The sequence below is a fragment of the Phyllobacterium sp. 01N428 genome (genome assembly GCF_056399405.1).
This window is the reverse complement of record NZ_JBFTRH010000003.1, coordinates 199,351-214,370: the sequence shown is the minus strand read 5'-3', so window position 1 is coordinate 214,370 and position 15,020 is coordinate 199,351. Positions and strand designations below refer to the sequence as shown.

Annotated in this window: 17 protein-coding genes; 9 read left to right on the top strand and 8 right to left on the bottom strand. The window is 57.9% G+C overall.

The genetic code is table 11. From position 1 onward, the window contains the following. Position 1 precedes the first annotated feature (1 nt). Positions 2-2,626, bottom strand: a complete 2,625-nt coding sequence (gene topA, locus AC1DNI_RS11090; RefSeq protein ID WP_477691887.1) for a type I DNA topoisomerase — start codon at positions 2,624-2,626, stop codon at positions 2-4. A 323-nt stretch (positions 2,627-2,949) separates the two neighbouring features. On the opposite strand from topA, the gene AC1DNI_RS11085 reads away from it, so the two are divergent. After that, positions 2,950-3,150, top strand: a complete 201-nt coding sequence (locus AC1DNI_RS11085; RefSeq protein ID WP_081815942.1) for a hypothetical protein — start codon at positions 2,950-2,952, stop codon at positions 3,148-3,150. Here AC1DNI_RS11085 and dprA read toward each other — a convergent pair. From dprA to AC1DNI_RS11065, 4 genes are read right to left on the bottom strand one after another with little or no spacing between them, the layout of a single operon-like run. Further along, entirely contained in the window at positions 3,118-4,251 is a 1,134-nt protein-coding gene (dprA, locus tag AC1DNI_RS11080) for a DNA-processing protein DprA (RefSeq protein ID WP_477691886.1), read from the bottom strand. The two genes, AC1DNI_RS11085 and dprA, sit on opposite strands and share 33 nt — an antisense overlap. Then, positions 4,248-4,862, bottom strand: coding sequence for a glycerol-3-phosphate 1-O-acyltransferase PlsY (gene plsY, locus AC1DNI_RS11075; RefSeq protein WP_477691885.1), 615 nt, complete (start codon positions 4,860-4,862; stop codon positions 4,248-4,250). The genes dprA and plsY overlap by 4 nt, the downstream gene beginning before the upstream one ends. A 21-nt stretch (positions 4,863-4,883) precedes the next feature. Beyond that, positions 4,884-6,170 (bottom strand): dihydroorotase, encoded by a 1,287-nt coding sequence (locus AC1DNI_RS11070; RefSeq protein WP_477691884.1) that lies wholly within the window; start codon positions 6,168-6,170, stop codon positions 4,884-4,886. Then, the gene (locus AC1DNI_RS11065) at positions 6,167-7,132 is read right to left on the bottom strand and encodes an aspartate carbamoyltransferase catalytic subunit (protein WP_027232506.1); all 966 of its coding nucleotides are present in this window, start codon (positions 7,130-7,132) and stop codon (positions 6,167-6,169) included. The genes AC1DNI_RS11070 and AC1DNI_RS11065 overlap by 4 nt, the downstream gene beginning before the upstream one ends. A 153-nt stretch (positions 7,133-7,285) precedes the next feature. Between AC1DNI_RS11065 and AC1DNI_RS11060 the strand changes: the two genes are divergently transcribed. From AC1DNI_RS11060 to AC1DNI_RS11025, 8 genes are all read left to right on the top strand, one after another. Continuing rightward, complete coding sequence (locus tag AC1DNI_RS11060; protein WP_174207581.1) at positions 7,286-8,446, top strand: tyrosine-type recombinase/integrase; 1,161 nt, start codon at positions 7,286-7,288, stop codon at positions 8,444-8,446. Between the two features lie 171 nt (positions 8,447-8,617). Beyond that, positions 8,618-8,848, top strand: coding sequence for a hypothetical protein (locus AC1DNI_RS11055; RefSeq protein WP_174207580.1), 231 nt, complete (start codon positions 8,618-8,620; stop codon positions 8,846-8,848). A 175-nt stretch (positions 8,849-9,023) separates the two neighbouring features. After that, positions 9,024-9,401: a hypothetical protein gene (locus AC1DNI_RS11050; RefSeq protein WP_477691883.1), complete on the top strand. Its 378-nt coding sequence runs from the start codon at positions 9,024-9,026 to the stop codon at positions 9,399-9,401. Next, the gene (locus tag AC1DNI_RS11045; protein WP_174207578.1) at positions 9,398-10,144 is read left to right on the top strand and encodes a hypothetical protein; all 747 of its coding nucleotides are present in this window, start codon (positions 9,398-9,400) and stop codon (positions 10,142-10,144) included. Before AC1DNI_RS11050 ends, AC1DNI_RS11045 begins: the two co-directional genes overlap by 4 nt. Next, complete coding sequence (locus tag AC1DNI_RS11040) at positions 10,141-10,380, top strand: hypothetical protein (RefSeq protein WP_174207577.1); 240 nt, start codon at positions 10,141-10,143, stop codon at positions 10,378-10,380. Before AC1DNI_RS11045 ends, AC1DNI_RS11040 begins: the two co-directional genes overlap by 4 nt. Further along, entirely contained in the window at positions 10,377-11,042 is a 666-nt protein-coding gene (locus tag AC1DNI_RS11035) for a hypothetical protein (protein WP_174207576.1), read from the top strand. Before AC1DNI_RS11040 ends, AC1DNI_RS11035 begins: the two co-directional genes overlap by 4 nt. Positions 11,043-11,103: 61 nt before the next feature. Beyond that, positions 11,104-11,301 carry a hypothetical protein gene (locus tag AC1DNI_RS11030; protein ID WP_174207575.1) on the top strand — a complete coding sequence of 66 codons (198 nt, stop codon included), beginning with the start codon at positions 11,104-11,106 and terminating at the stop codon, positions 11,299-11,301. A gap of 247 nt (positions 11,302-11,548) precedes the next feature. After that, complete coding sequence (locus AC1DNI_RS11025) at positions 11,549-12,040, top strand: DNA N-6-adenine-methyltransferase (RefSeq protein WP_174207574.1); 492 nt, start codon at positions 11,549-11,551, stop codon at positions 12,038-12,040. Positions 12,041-12,196: 156 nt separating this feature from the next. Here the strand turns inward: AC1DNI_RS11025 and AC1DNI_RS11020 are convergent, their stop codons facing one another. The 3 genes from AC1DNI_RS11020 to AC1DNI_RS11010 form a co-directional block, all read right to left on the bottom strand. Then, entirely contained in the window at positions 12,197-12,736 is a 540-nt protein-coding gene (locus tag AC1DNI_RS11020) for a phage terminase small subunit P27 family (protein ID WP_174207573.1), read from the bottom strand. Positions 12,737-13,241: 505 nt separating this feature from the next. Further along, the gene (locus tag AC1DNI_RS11015) at positions 13,242-13,742 is read right to left on the bottom strand and encodes a cyclophilin-like fold protein (RefSeq protein ID WP_174207861.1); all 501 of its coding nucleotides are present in this window, start codon (positions 13,740-13,742) and stop codon (positions 13,242-13,244) included. A gap of 35 nt (positions 13,743-13,777) precedes the next feature. Further along, complete coding sequence (locus AC1DNI_RS11010) at positions 13,778-15,007, bottom strand: MFS transporter (protein ID WP_174207572.1); 1,230 nt, start codon at positions 15,005-15,007, stop codon at positions 13,778-13,780. Between the last annotated feature and the right edge of the window lie 13 nt (positions 15,008-15,020).

The following is a 15,020-nucleotide window of genomic DNA, read 5'->3' as shown; positions in this document are numbered from 1 at the left end:
CCTAACTTGCCTTTTTCGCCGCAACCTTTTTGGCCGCCGGCTTCTTGGCAGTCTTTTTGGCGGTGGGTTCCTTCTTGGCGGCAGCCTTGCGCACCGGCGCCTTCTTGCCGCCCTTGGAGCCCGCTTTTTCCGCAATCATGGCAAGCGCTTCTTCGACCGTAACGACAGCCGGATCCTTGCCCTTGGGCAATGTCGCATTGACCTTGCCCCAATTGACGTAAGGGCCATATTTCCCGTCGCGCACAGTGATCGGACCGCCATCAGGATGATCACCTAGCTGCTTGAGCGCTGCGGGTGTTCCCCTGCCGCGACCCGGACCCTTCGCCTGCTTTTCAGCAAGAACAGTCACGGCGCGGTTGAGCCCGATAGAGAATACGTCCTCGGCGCTTTCGAGATTGGCATAGGTGCCGTCATGGGCGATATACGGGCCGTACCGCCCGATGCCTGCCGAAATCATCTTGGCGGTTTCGGGGTGCTGCCCGACATCACGCGGCAGCGACAACAGAGCCAGCGCTTTCTCGTGGTCGATCGTTTCGAGCGTCCAGCCCTTGGGCAGGCTGGCGCGCTTGGCTTCCTTGCCGTCGCCGCGCTGAATGTAGGGTCCGAAGCGGCCGCTGCGTGCTGTGATGTCCTCGCCGGTATAGGGATCCTTGCCGAGAAGCTTTGGCTCGTCGCCGCTATTGCCGTTCTCGTTTGCCGCCTCACTGCCGCCGAGCTGGCGCGTGAACTTGCACTCGGGATAGTTCGAGCAACCGACGAAGGCTCCGTACTTGCCAAGCTTCAGCGAAAGATTGCCCGTTCCGCACACCTGGCAGATGCGCGGATCGCTGCCGTCTTCACGCGGCGGGAAGACGAGCGGACCGAGTTCCTCATTGAGCGCGTCGAGAACGTTGGTGACCCGCAGTTCCTTGATACCATCGACGGACCCGAAAAAATCGGTCCAGAAATCGCGCAGGACATCTTTCCACTTGAGCTTGCCGTCGGAGATTTCATCGAGCTTTTCCTCAAGGTCCGCCGTGAAATCATATTCGACGTAGCGCTTGAAGAAACTTTCGAGGAAGGCGATCACAAGCCTGCCCTTGGCCTCGGGGATAAGTTTGCGCTTCTCGACCGCAATATATTCGCGGTCGCGCAGTGTCGTTATCGTTGCCGCATAAGTGGACGGGCGGCCTATGCCGAGCTCGGTCATCTTCTTGATGAGCGTTGCTTCCGAATAGCGCGGCGGTGGTTCGGTCGAGTGTTGGCTGGCTTCGATCTTCTCGCGGGCGAGGGCCTCGCCAGCCCTGATCTCGGGCAGGCGGGCGCTGTCTTCGTCGACATCCTCTTCCTCGCGGTGATCGACATAGGCTCCGAGAAAACCGTCAAAACGGACGACCGAACCCGTTGCACGCAATTGCGCCAGGCGGGAACCGTTCCGCGCCTCGATGTCGACGGTCGTACGCTCGATGTCGGCCGATTGCATCTGGCTCGCGATAGCGCGCTTCCAGATCAATTCATAAAGCCGCGCCTGATCATCATCGAGGAACTTGCGCATGTCCTTGGGGTGACGATTGAAGTCGGTCGGGCGGATGGCCTCATGAGCCTCCTGCGCATTCTTCGCCTTGGTCGAATAGTAACGCGGCTTCTCCGGCACATATTTGTCGCCAAAGACGCGGCCGATGGTCTTGCGTGCTGCCTGCACCGCTTCCGGATCCATCTGAACGCCGTCAGTACGCATATAAGTAATGAGACCGGCAGTTTCCCCGCCAAGGTCCATGCCTTCGTAAAGACGCTGGGCGATCTGCATCGTGCGTGAGGAGGAAAAGCCCAATTGTCCGGATGCTGCCTGCTGCAAAGTGGAGGTGGTGAAGGGCGGTCCGGGACTGCGCTTAATCGGCTTTGCTTCAACGGCGGTCGCCTTAAACGAAGCGCCTTCGAGCATGGCGCGAATCTCACCGGCCTGTTCGCCGTTCTTGATGTCGAGCTTGCCGAGCTTCTTGTCGTCGATTGCTACAAGGCGCGCTTCGAAGAGGTCGTTGCGCGGCGTCTTCAAGTGCGCTGCGATCGTCCAGTATTCTTCGCGAACAAACCGTTCGATCTCGGCTTCGCGATCCGCGACGAGCCGCAGCGTGACCGATTGGACACGTCCCGCCGAACGGGCGCCGGGCAGCTTGCGCCAAAGCACGGGCGAGAGGGTAAAGCCAAACAGATAGTCAAGTGCACGGCGGGCGAGATAGGCGTCGACCAGCGGCATATCGATATCGCGCGGGTTCGCAATGGCCTCGAGCACCGAATCCTTGGTAACCGCGTTGAACGCAACGCGTTTTACCGCCTTTGTACCAATTGCCTTCTTTTGCTGCAGCACCTCGAGTACATGCCAGGAGATCGCCTCACCCTCGCGATCAGGGTCAGTCGCAAGAAAGAGCGTGTCGCTCTCCTTCAATGCCTTGATGATATCGCTCAGCCGCTTTGACGATTCGGAGCTTACTTCCCAGGACATCGAGAAATCGTTGTCGGGGAGGACCGAGCCGTCCTTGGCAGGCAGATCGCGCACGTGGCCGAACGAGGCCAGGACCTTGTAGCCCGGGCCAAGATATTTGGTGATTGATTTGGCCTTGGTAGGCGATTCGACGACGACGAGATTCATTACGGATTCGAGCTTTCTGCCCTTGTCTGATTAAAGAAGTGCCGGTTTCGCACCGGTACAGAAGTCTGTGAAATGAACAGGCTTCTGCGCAACGTCAAGGTCTGGGCTTCAAAAATCGACAATTGCAACCACGGGTTGCTCAACGAGCTAATACAATTAATGGTATTGTCGTTTGCGGTGCAAGAGCCCCGGAGATTTTTGGCCGGTTATTTGATGTGTACGTGTGCAAAGTATAAAAAACAAGGACTTAAGAAGCTATACATTAGACGATTTCTGGTCAAATATAGCGCCATTTCAGCATGGGCTTTTTCAAGGATGTAATTATGAGCGAAAGCAAAATCAATCCAGTCGAGAACGTCAGATTTATTCAGCAGATGCTCGGTGAGCTCCGCACGATGGCCCAAAACACCCGGTTGGACATGTTGGCCTACCTCATCGAGATCGCCTACATCGAGGGCAGCGACCAGCTGCGCCGCCACACGGGGTCGGACTCAGGAATAAACCAGCGAAACATATCCGCCTGAGTGGCGTTGCAAACGTCCGGCAAGATCGAGCTCAAGCAGAATCAGCATGATCAGGGAAGGATGCAATCCACTCGCGCGGATCAGCTCATCGATCTCGGTCGGAACAGGCCCAAGCAGATTGACCACCCGGTCGCGGTCGCTTTCATCAGGTGGGTTGAGCGAAGGGAAATCGATTTCCGGCGCGAGGAAGGCGGGCGGGTCGGCGATCGGTCGATCGACAAGCGGTGTGAGCCCGTCGATCACATCCTGCGTGCAGGTTGTCACCGTCGCGCCATTCTTCAGAAGATCGTTGGTGCCCTTGGCCCTCGGATCGAAAGGTGAGCCCGGAACGGCGAAAACGTGCCGTCCCAGTTCGCCGGCAAGGCGGGCGCTGATAAGCGAACCCGATCGTTCTGCAGCTTCCACCACGACGAGCCCGAGCGACAGCGCGGCGATGATTCTGTTGCGCCGTGGAAAATCCCGCGCACGCGGCTCCCAGCCGAAAGGCATTTCGCTGATGGCAGCGCCGTGTCGACTGGATATCGCTGCGTAAAGGTCAAGATTCTCCGGCGGGTAGGGCATGTCCAGTCCGCCTGCCATGACCGCGACGGTTCCATGGTCGATGCTTGCCTCATGGGCGGCGGTATCGATGCCGCGCGCCAGGCCGGAGATCACCGCGAAACCCGCTTGTCCAAGGTCTCGCGCAAGCATGCGGGCAAATTTGAGACCCACCAGCGAGGCATTGCGGGCGCCGACAATAGCAACTGGCGGAAGCCGGAAAACGTCCGGATTGCCCTTGATTGCCACGAGGGGAGGCGGATTATCGCATTGCCGCAGGTAGCGCGGATAGTCGGGTTCGCCGATCCCGACGAAGCGCGCGCCGGTTTTGGCTGCGGCTTCCATTTCGCGCATGGCATCCTCGACCGGAGCGATGCGAATCGGGCGGTGCCCTCCACCGCGCCGAACGAGTTCGGGAAGCATTTCCAATGCGGCAGCGGCTGATCCGCAATGGGCTATGAGATCGCGAAAGGTCGCGGGGCCGACATTGTCGCTTCGGAGCAAACGAAGCCAGGCCAGCCGCTGGCTGTCAGAAAGGCGGATGCCTTTCGCGGCGTCGTTCACCCTTTGGATCCGATCTTGCCCTCAGTTCCAGCGACGAGACGCTGGATATTGGCGCGGTGCTTGATGAAGACGATGACGGTAAGGATCAGGAACAGCACGGCTATCTGGTGCAAGCCTATAATATAAAGTGCGATCGGGACAATCGCGGCCGCGACAAGAGCGGCGAGGGACGAGTAGCGCGTGGCATAGGCCACGCCAAGCCAGACTGCGGCAAAGATCAATGCACCCTGCCAGAACAATCCGAGCAGAACGCCCAGATATGTGGCGACGCCCTTGCCGCCCTTGAACTTCAGCCAGACTGGAAAAATATGGCCGAGGAACGCACCGAGGCCCGCTGCGATTGCCGCTTCCGGACTGGCGATCCCGGCGATCAGTACGGCGGCTGTTCCCTTCAACATGTCGAGGAGCAGGGTGGCCGCTGCCAGCTTCTTGTTGCCCGTGCGCAGCACATTCGTGGCGCCAATATTGCCCGAACCAATGCTGCGGACATCTCCGAGCCCTGCCATGCGCGTCAAAATCAGACCAAACGGGATGGAACCCAGCAAATAGCCAAAGGCCAGTGCAAAGAGAAGAAGCGGAACGCCTGCTGGTCCGCCTGAAAAATCCGACATGCAACGCCCCCCTGGCGGCTTCTAGATGGAGAAGACTGATTTGCCTGCAACGAATGTCTGAATGACGCGCCCCTGGAACCGTGCTCCTTCGAAGCAACTGTTCTTAGAGCGCGACCGCAGATCTTCTTCCTTCACAACCCACGGCTCGTCAAGATCGACTATGGTCACATCTGCTTTGGCGCCGGGCCGCAACGAGCCGGCCTCGATGCCGAATATCCGGGCTGGCGCGCTCGACAGCGCTTCGACAATGCGCAGAAGCGGTACATCGCCGTTGTGGTGCAGCCGCAGCGCCGCACCGAGCAGCGTTTCAAGTCCGATCGCACCGGCGGCGGCATCGGCAAAGGGCAGGCGCTTGGTATCGACATCCTGCGGATCGTGGGCCGACACGATAATGTCGATCACGCCTTCGCGCAGCGCCTCCACCATGGCAAGCCGGTCCTCCTCGAGCCGCAGCGGCGGTTGCAGGCGGAAGAAGGTGCGGAACTCGCCGACATCATTCTCATTCAGCGACAGGTGGTTGATCGAAACACCGGAGGTCACGTTGAGACCGTCCTGCTTGGCCTTGGCGATGACCTCCGCCGACATGGCGGTCGAGATTTGCGCCGCATGATAAGCGCCTTGGGTAAGGGCGGCGAGCCGCATGTCACGCTCGAGCGGGATAACCTCCGCTTCGCGCGGCGTGCCGGAAAGGCCGAGCCAGCTGGCGAACAGGCCCTCGTTCATCACCCCGTTGACGCCAAGGTACGGATCCTGGGCTTCGTGCGCGAGCACGACGCCGAAATCGCGCGCATAGGTCAGTGCCCGTCGCATCAACTGCGTGTTGGCGATGGAGTGTCGGCCCTCGCTTATCGCGACCGCTCCGGCTTCGCGGAGCAATCCGATCTCGGTCATCTCCTCGCCGTTGAGACCCTTGGTGACTGCGGCGGCCGGATAGACGTTGACGACCGCTGTGTCGCGCGCGGTACGCAGCACGAATTCGACGAGGGCGACATTGTCGATGACCGGGTCGGTATCGGGCATCATGATCATGGAGGTGACGCCGCCTGCGGCGGCCGCATGACTGGCGGACGCGATCGTTTCGCGATGTTCCGCCCCCGGTTCCCCAATGAACACGCGGGCATCGACGAGGCCCGGGAGGACAGATTTGCCCTTGCAGTCGATTACCGTTGCGCCATCGGGCGTGCCCTGGTTACGAGCATCCGCTCCGCTCGCGACAATCCTGTCGCCGTCGATGATCAGGGTTCCGATTTCGTCGAGGCCGCGCGACGGGTCGACAATGCGGGCGTTCTGCAGAACTGTGGTGCTCATCCTGCAACTCCCTCCGCATTGCGGCGGGGGTCGAGCAGCGCTTCCATCACAGCCATGCGCACGGCGACGCCCATTTCCACCTGTTCCTGAATGACGCTCTGTGAGCCGTCGGCAACGTCCGAAGCAATCTCGACACCGCGATTCATCGGGCCGGGATGCATGACCAGCGCGTCGGGCTTGGCATATTTGAGTTTCTCGCGGTCGAGCCCGTGATAGCGGAAATATTCGCGTACCGACGGAACGAATGATCCGGCCATGCGCTCGCGCTGGAGCCGCAGCATCATGACCACGTCGGCGTCTTTCAGGCCGTCTTGCATGTTGTGGAACACCTCCGCGCCCATGTGGGCAATGCCGGAAGGAAGCAAGGTGGACGGTGCAACCACGCGAACGCGGGCCCCCAAGGCGTTGAGTAGGATGATATTCGAGCGGGCGACGCGCGAATGCAGGACATCGCCGCAGATCGCGACTGTCAGCCGCTCGACTTTCCCCTTGGCACGGCGGATCGTCAGGGCATCGAGCAGCGCTTGGGTCGGATGTTCATGCGCCCCATCGCCGGCATTGACCACCGAGCAACCAACCTTCTGCGCCAGAAGGGCAGCGGCGCCGGCGGAAGAGTGGCGGATGATCAGGATATCGGGCCGCATCGCATTGAGCGTCATCGCAGTGTCGATCAGCGTCTCGCCCTTTTTGACCGATGAGTTGCCGACCGACATGTTCATGACGTCGGCGCCGAGACGCTTGCCCGCAAGCTCGAACGACGATTGCGTTCGTGTCGAAGCTTCGAAGAAGAGATTGATTTGGGTCCGGCCTCGCAGAACGCTCTTCTTTTTCTCGGACTGCCGTGAAACGGCAATCTCACTTTCGGCGAGATCGAGAAGCTGCGTTATGTCCTGGGGTGAAAGACCCTTGATGCCAAGCAAATGGCGATGGGCGAAAGGAGGTGGGAGCGTTTCCAATGTCATATCAAAAAATGTACCCAACAATATCAGTCACTTAAGTCGTCCTATCTATCTGTTTTCGTTAGCATATCTGTTTTGTGTTGTTTTGAGGTATTTTCTGATATTAGCTAACTCTGTACCCAACTGTTACCCAACTTTTCGACGGAACAACCCGCCATGCCACGCAAGAAACTCACCGCCATCATGCTCGATACCCTCGCGCCGGACGAGTATTATGACAGCCACTGTGACGGCCTTATATTTCGCGTCCAGAAGCGCCGCAAGCCTTGGCAAACCCGATACTACGACGGCACCCGCCATCAACGCCATACCTTCGGATTTTTTCCCTCGATGTCGTTGAAGGAAGCACGCGATGCCTGTCAGGCATTCCACAAGAATCTTGAAGCTGGCCTGCCGGTCGCCGCCGAAAGCGCGCCGCATCCACGATCCGTCAATACCGAAACCGTCGGCTGGCTCATCGACTGGTATGAAGAAATGCGGGCCAAGAATCCAAAAGGCACCAAAACGCTCAAGAAGACCATGAAGGACCTTCGCTCATGTATGAGGCGTTTTGGCAATTATCTGGAAATGCCCGCGCGCGAGTTCACCAAGCAGCACGCCCGTGATATCCGCGACAAACTCGATGTGAAGACGCCGCCGCAGGCCAACCGGTTCTTGGCCTACGGCTCGATGTGCTGGTCCTTTGCCGCTCAGGAAGACAAGGTTGAAACCAACATCTTCCGCGACGTCCGCCGCCTCGCTGGCGAAGAGCCGCGCGAGCGAGTGTTATCCGCCGATGAAATTGCCGCTGTCTGGATGGCCGCAGAGACGATGAAGCACGACAATCTTAAGTCGCGCAGCGATTACGGCCGCATGATCCAGTTCCTGCTGCTGACGGCGCAGCGGCGGGGCGAAGTCGCTTCGTTGAGATACGGCGATATCCTCGACCATGTCTGGTTTCAGCAAAAGAACAAGGCGGACAGGCCGCATAAAATCAAACTGTCGCGGCAGGCCATGGAACTGGTCGGGCAGGGCGATCCGCGCGACTTTGTCTTCGGCACCAAACACCGCTTCGAGAAGCGCGCCGCCAACATTTGCAAACTTGCAAAGGTTGACGACTGGCGTGTGCATGATCTGAGGCGGTCGGCTGCGACGCACCTGCAGGAACTCGGCGTGGACGAAACGATTGTCAGGGCCATTTTGAACCACGCCATCAGCGGCGTTAGCGGCGTTTATCTCAAGGCTGAGTACGTGGCCAAGAAAGGCGAAGCACTGCAAAAGTGGGCGGATGAAGTGGACCGCATCGTTCAAAGCAATAAGGCCAGTAACATTTTATAACCAGTAGGTTCAAGCAAAACAGCAGCACATTTGAAGAACAAACCAAGTACTCGCTGCACATATTTGTGCACCTGAACATAAGGGGTTCATATCATGAACAATTTTCCTTGCAGGAAACGCAGGGAAGGCGTTTTGTATTGGTGTAATTAATTTTGAGAGGGACTGCGCATCATGAAGAAAAGCCAGTCAGGCCTAGACGAGTTTGTATTCTGGGGCTTCGACGACCTCAAGAAGCGCGGCATTGTCGGCAGCCGTTACGATTTGTGCCACAAGCAAAAAGAGCTCGGATTTCCTCGCAGCATCCATCTCAATCAAGGGCGCACAAGCCGCGCAGTCTTTCGCGCGGTCGATGTCGTTGCGTGGATAGAAGGCCGCATCGGAGCCAACGAAGCTGCCGAGTAATGCGTATGACGACACAAGGGACCACAAAATGAAACGGCCCGCGCGGGACAGCGCGGGACCGGAGGAAGAAGTAGATGCGGATATATAGGACCATCCCACTCTAGCGCTTTCTCCGTTCCCCGTCAAAACCCGCCGAGGCCTTCAGTGGAAAGGTTCGGCAACAATGACCGTTCACATGGACGGGATCGACGTAAAACTGCACAGGCTGTTGCTTGTGGTGCTGTCGTCCGACAGTGATGGCGAAATCGCCGCAGCCATATCGGCCATGCGGCGGATCATGCAAAAGCACCGCATCGACATCCACACCTTCGCAGCACCGCTGCTTGGCCCGCCGTCTGCAGTGGAGTCGGCGCAGCCCGAGCATGGCGAGGAGGAGCAATGCAAATGGCAACAGGCCGCATGGAGGTGCCTTGCCGAAGCCAAGCCAAGCTTGCTCACGCGCGGAGAGCGCGCCTTCCTGCGCAACGTAATGCGGTATCAGCGCGAGCCTTCGGAAAAGCAGAAGCAGTGGCTTCACGATCTCGTCGCCAGAGTGCGGAGTTTCGCCCGATGAGCATCTACGAGCGCGAGAAGGCGCTTAAGCGCCCTGGCACCAAGGTCGAGCGAATGCGCGAGAAAAACGAGCGGATCAATGGCGGCTTCTATCAGTTTCCCAATCACGTCTCGCAAAGCCACGCTTTCCGCTCGTTGTCGGGACACGCCACAAAAGTTCTGATGCGCGTCGTGCTTGAGCATACCTATTGCTTCCGCAAGAAAAACGGCTCGCTGCTAGTCACTCACCGAGACTTCCGCGATGAGTGGATCAATCCGAACAAGATCGCCGAAGCCATTGAGGAACTGGCGTTCAAGGGTCTGTTACGCGTCAGCAAGGGCAATGGCCATGGCGTCAAACTGCCTAATATTTTCACCATCACATTTTTCCCAACGGAAGACGGCCTTTCCGCCACCAACGATTACCAGAAATGCGATGTTGAACGGGTATTGGCTTGGCAAACGCTGGTTTCGCAGCGGCGCAAAAATGCCAAATCCAGAAAAATCCACAGTCACGACGGTGTGAGTGTGAAATCTGAGCACAGTCACGACGGTGTGAGTGTGGAAAAAAATGGCCAAATCCAAAAAGCCCAGAAATCAGGCCATTTCAGCAAAATCCACAGTCACACCGTCGTGAGTACTATTAATAATATGGTTGGGACATCCGCAGTTGGCAGCAACGGTCTCTTGCAGGGCGTTCATACACCATTTCCCTGCCTTCGAAAAAATTTAGCCAAAAAGCGCAAGCTGCGGGGTCAGCCATGACCGACACGCTAGCAAAAATCATCAAGCTGCAAAACTGCAAGACGCTGTCGGCAGTGCAGAGCCGCATGGTCCAGCATTATCGCGAAGGTTTCGAACTCACCGGCAGGCTGCGCAAGGATCAGGTCGCCTATTCGATCGGCCGTTCGAACTGGCATTACCGCCGGAAGAGCGGTGAAAAGTTTAAGAACCGGCACGCCGAGGCCGCCAACTCGGCAAATGGGAGGAAACAGCCATGACGGAAACCGACAGGATGACAAAAGGCGAGCGCGAGGACATGCAACGGCTGGTCCGCCAGCGGGAGAAAGTGCAAAAGTCTGCCGCGAAGACGCGATCAACCGAACTTCTCTCTGATTTCGAAAACCAGATGGCAGCCGAGTATGGGTTTGATGACGACGGTGTTTGGGCTGCTGCGAAGAAAGCCGCTGCTATAGAAGTTCAAAAGGCGCAGCTACGTGTCGAGGATCGTTGCAGGGAACTGGGTATCCCTAAACAGTTTGCGCCAAGTCTCTCGTTGCTTTGGTCGCATCGCGGCTATGACAATGCGCTTGAAAAGCGCCGCAACGAACTGCGCCGCGTTGCGCAGGCGCAGATCGGATCCCTCGAACAGCAAGCCATCACCAAGATCGAGCAGGCGTCGGTCGAAGCGCAAACCGCAATTGCCATTGCCGGTCTTACGTCGGATGCGGCTAAGGCTTTCATTACCAGTCTGCCCACCATCGACAGTCTCATGCCGGCGCTTTCCTACAACGAGCTTGCGGGCGAAACCAATCCCCCCATTGTCGAACAGTTGCTGACGCCAAACGCCTTGCGGCAGCGCCGTTACCGAGAACGGCAACAAGCGTTACGTGATGCCAATGTAACGCCTGCAATCGCTGACTTGAAAGAGGATGCTAGCTGAAAAACCAGCGAGGCTGGCCGCAGTCGCTCGGTCAGCCCTTCAATCGAAAAGGAGAGGTGAAATGGATGAGTCCGAACGAGAGCTGATGATTGCCTTCGTGAACAAGTACCGGCCAGTAGCAAGGCGGGGAAGCGAGAGCTTCGGCTTGGTCTGGAGGAAAATGCAGGCAGAGTTTCCTGCCTATACTGCGGACGAACTATTCAACGTGCTGGTCGGGCGCAGGGTCGAATTCGTCTTTCTGGATGATGGGCCGGTTTGAATACCGTCAAGCCGATGGCGCGCCAGCAACCTTTTCGATGCGAAACTACAAGGATTATGAGCCGGCATAAAGGAAGCCTTGCTCCCGCCGAACGAGAGATGCTTCAGTTGACACAGATAGCCTGGTCACCAGCTCCGTTTCCCGTTTTGAGAATCTGAGAGCAAGAACGCCACTTCATACGACATGGCCGCAGTCGCGTTCATTGATCGCATTCAAGAGCGGTCACTGGTGAGGGTGGAAGAGCAAAATGGTAGCGCGACCGCATTGGGAGGCTATTGGTAAATGTGACGAGTGGGACACGCCGAGCTATGTAATTCAGGCTTTCGGCGATACCTTCGATATGGACGTTGCTCATCCCGCCAATCGCCCTACAAGCGTGCCTTGCAAGAACTGGATTTCCGAGTTGTCGCTGCTGAAGCCGTGGCGAGGCTTTATCTGGTGCAATCCGCCGTTTGGACAACGCAACGGGCTTGACCCTTGGCTAACGCGTTTCATCGACCACGGTAACGGAATTGCGCTAACGCCGGACCGTACCTCCGCGCCGTGGTTCCAACGTCACGCGCCGCATGCGGATCTGCTGCTTTTTGTGCGCAAGAAAATACAGTTCACACGCCCTGACGGTACAGTTGGTAAACAGCCCAACTGTGGAACATGCTTGTGGGCCAAAGGAGAACGAGGTGTCAGGGCACTGGTTCACGCCCGAGACTGTGGTTTGGGAATGCTCGTCACGCCAAGCTGAATGTCGGATAGCCGCGGGGAGGCACCCGGGGGGGAGTTAACGGAGACCTACGGGGGTGCTGGAGGGAGCGCGCGGGAGCCGCTTTTCTACATTCCGTAAAACCCAAAAACACCCCTTACGGACGTCGATTAACTAGCACAACCTCTAAAAACATGGTCATTTCCTCGGATGAACCAGTCTTGGGATGGCATTCGGCAAAGAGTGCTCCGACGCTTCATTAGGCCAGATTTCATCAAGTTGCGCCGCTCCATTAAGGAGAAAATCCATTATGTCAGAATCGTCGGCCTCGTCGGCGGCGACGAGTTTGGTGCGGGCGACGGGACTTAACCCGATTTGCGAGCCGGACACTTCCATCTCCCGCTCAGCATCCCGGAGCACACTCAACCATGGACTTTTCACTCGACCCTGAAGCGAAACGATGACCATGCCTTCGTTTCGCAACGCGGCCTTTGCCTCCCGGTATCTTTGCCAAGCGCAGGCGTGGCGCTCAAGAAGTGACGAATCGGCAGCACACAGGATTCCGTTCGGGAGACTTGCCACGACTGTGTCCCACAACTCACGTTCGTTGGATGTCAAACTATGTGGTGCCGTCGGTCTGCCCCGACCTTTGACGTCGATTTTAATGTTTGCTGTCGCGATTTTTGCGCGGTTGCCCTCGGCTCTCTTCAATTCCGATGGTTTGCGTGGGCGAGCCATGGGCGTGCAGTCTCCATTTCCACTTCATAATACCGCGGCCAGGCAATTTAGGGACACTTAAATTTTGATTGACATAGGCTGGACGCCGCAGGCTCGGCTGGATCTTCGAGAAACGTGATTAAGGCCTCCTATGTCATAAGCGGTGTAGATGACCGCGAATTCGCGCGCCGCCATTGCGGAGGCAGCGAAAGCATTGTTACTGCACGGGATTGAACTCAAAAAGCAGAAGCGAATGGCAGGATAAGTCCTGAACGGAAAGTAAGGAAGTCGCTGTTGCACCACTTGGGGACATTCATCAATGTCCGCTTTGCGCCTTCAAATCGGTCATTTATGGGGGCTCCGTCCGTCCCTATAAGCGGACACCGCAGCTCATCGTGCGCCACCTTCTGTTATAAGTTTTATGCTCATCAACCTGCGTCGTGGTCATCGCGCGGCCTCGACTTGGAGGAAGCTCAGTTTCGAATCTTCGCTATTTGGTACATTCCTTCTCGCCCAGACAATGCGTTCAGACGATCCGTTCGATGGTCAGGGGAAACGTCCCGCGCACAAGCAACGGCTCGAAATCGTCGAAGCGGCCGAGCCGGATCAGCCCACCGGAATAGCTGTAGCCGGCGTAGAACATCGCGAGATTGCCCCACGGCGAGAAGTAGCAGAGGTCGCCTGGCGCCTCGTTGCCGAATGGACCACTCGCGTCCTCCGTCAGCTTACGGGGGAGATAAGCGATCTTCTCGTTGCCGGCATAATTTTCGATGGTCAGTTCTAGGGGTAGCATGGATGCGAAATCGCGCGACGACGGGTTGTCGTAAAGCGTTGCCGTCAGGCTATGACCGTTGAACATCATTCGAATTTTCATGTCGGTTGGCTCCTGACTTGCCGGATCGTTTTTTTGTTGGGCGAACGCCAGCCAGGGCATGGTGGCGGTGACCAGTATCGCTCCAAGGATAGAGCGGCGGAGCGGAGAAAAACCGTGCGCACCGGGCGCAGACAAGGTTTCGCTTACGGACATTGTGGCTGCATCGCCAAACTGGCTTTGTCTTTTGCTCATGATAGATGCTTCCTTGAAGACGTTGGCGTGGCCGTGCGTGATCTGTCGTGACGCGCCAGCACCACAGCCGCGATGGCGCAGGTGAAAAGCACGATCGCGCCGAATCCGAATGCGATCTGATAACCGCCATTGTCAAACAGCAGACCGCCGGAGGCTGCGCCGGCTGTGATGGCGAGTTGCACGACAGCAACCATCAGGCCTCCTCCCGCTTCTGCATCGTCCGGCAGCGCTTCGCTCAACCAGCTCCACCAGCCGACTGGCGCGGCGGTGCCGATCAGGCCCCAAAGTGCCAGCAACCCGGCAGTGGTACCTAACGACGATCCGTATACGACCAGGCCAATCGCGAGCGCCGACATCATCACAGGCATGGCGATCAACGCTTGGTAGAGGCGCGTATGCAGGAGAGAGCCGATAAGGAAGGTTCCGAGCAAACCGGAGACGCCCATTGCCAACAACAGGAGCGATAAGCCGGAAACGTTGACGAGTGTCACGGTTTCCAGGAATGGCCGCAGGTAGGTGAAGAGCGCGAATTGGCCCATGAAGAAAAGTGCGACGGCCGCCATGCCGATCGGCACGCCTGGTCGGCGTAGGACTTGAAACGCCGCCAGCGGGTTCGCACGCGTCCGGCTGGGCATGGGCGGCAACGTTGCAAGGAGCCACACAAAGGTGATTGCAGCGAGCGGCACTACGCTGAAGAAGGCGCCGCGCCAACCGATATACTGTCCAAGGAAACTGCCGAGCGGCGCAGCAATCGTTGCTGCTAGTGCATTGCCGCCGTTGAGGATCGCGAGGCCACGGGGCACGTCTGCAGCCGGCACGAGGCGCATGACTGTCGCCGCTGACATCGACCAGAAGCCGCCGATTACGACGCCGACAAAAGCACGCCCCGCCATCAGGACCGCATAGTTGGGCGCGAACGCGGTCACAACGCCCGAAATGAGCATCAAAGCTGTGAGCCACAACAACAATTGTCGCCGGTCAAGCTTCGACGTGAATGCAGCGACGAAGAGGCTGGTGGCGACAGCGAATATACCGGAGATCGCGATGGCCTGCCCCGCCTGACCTTCGGTCAGATACAGGTCGGAGGCGATTGGCGTCAGCAAGCTGACGGGCATGAATTCCGAAGCGATGAGCGTCGCAACGCACAAGCTAAGGGCGAGGACAGCGCTCCATGACGCCGAGTCTGGGGCGCTTTCGGTAGTCGCTACCGCGGTTGCGTGGGTCATTTCATGCCTCTGT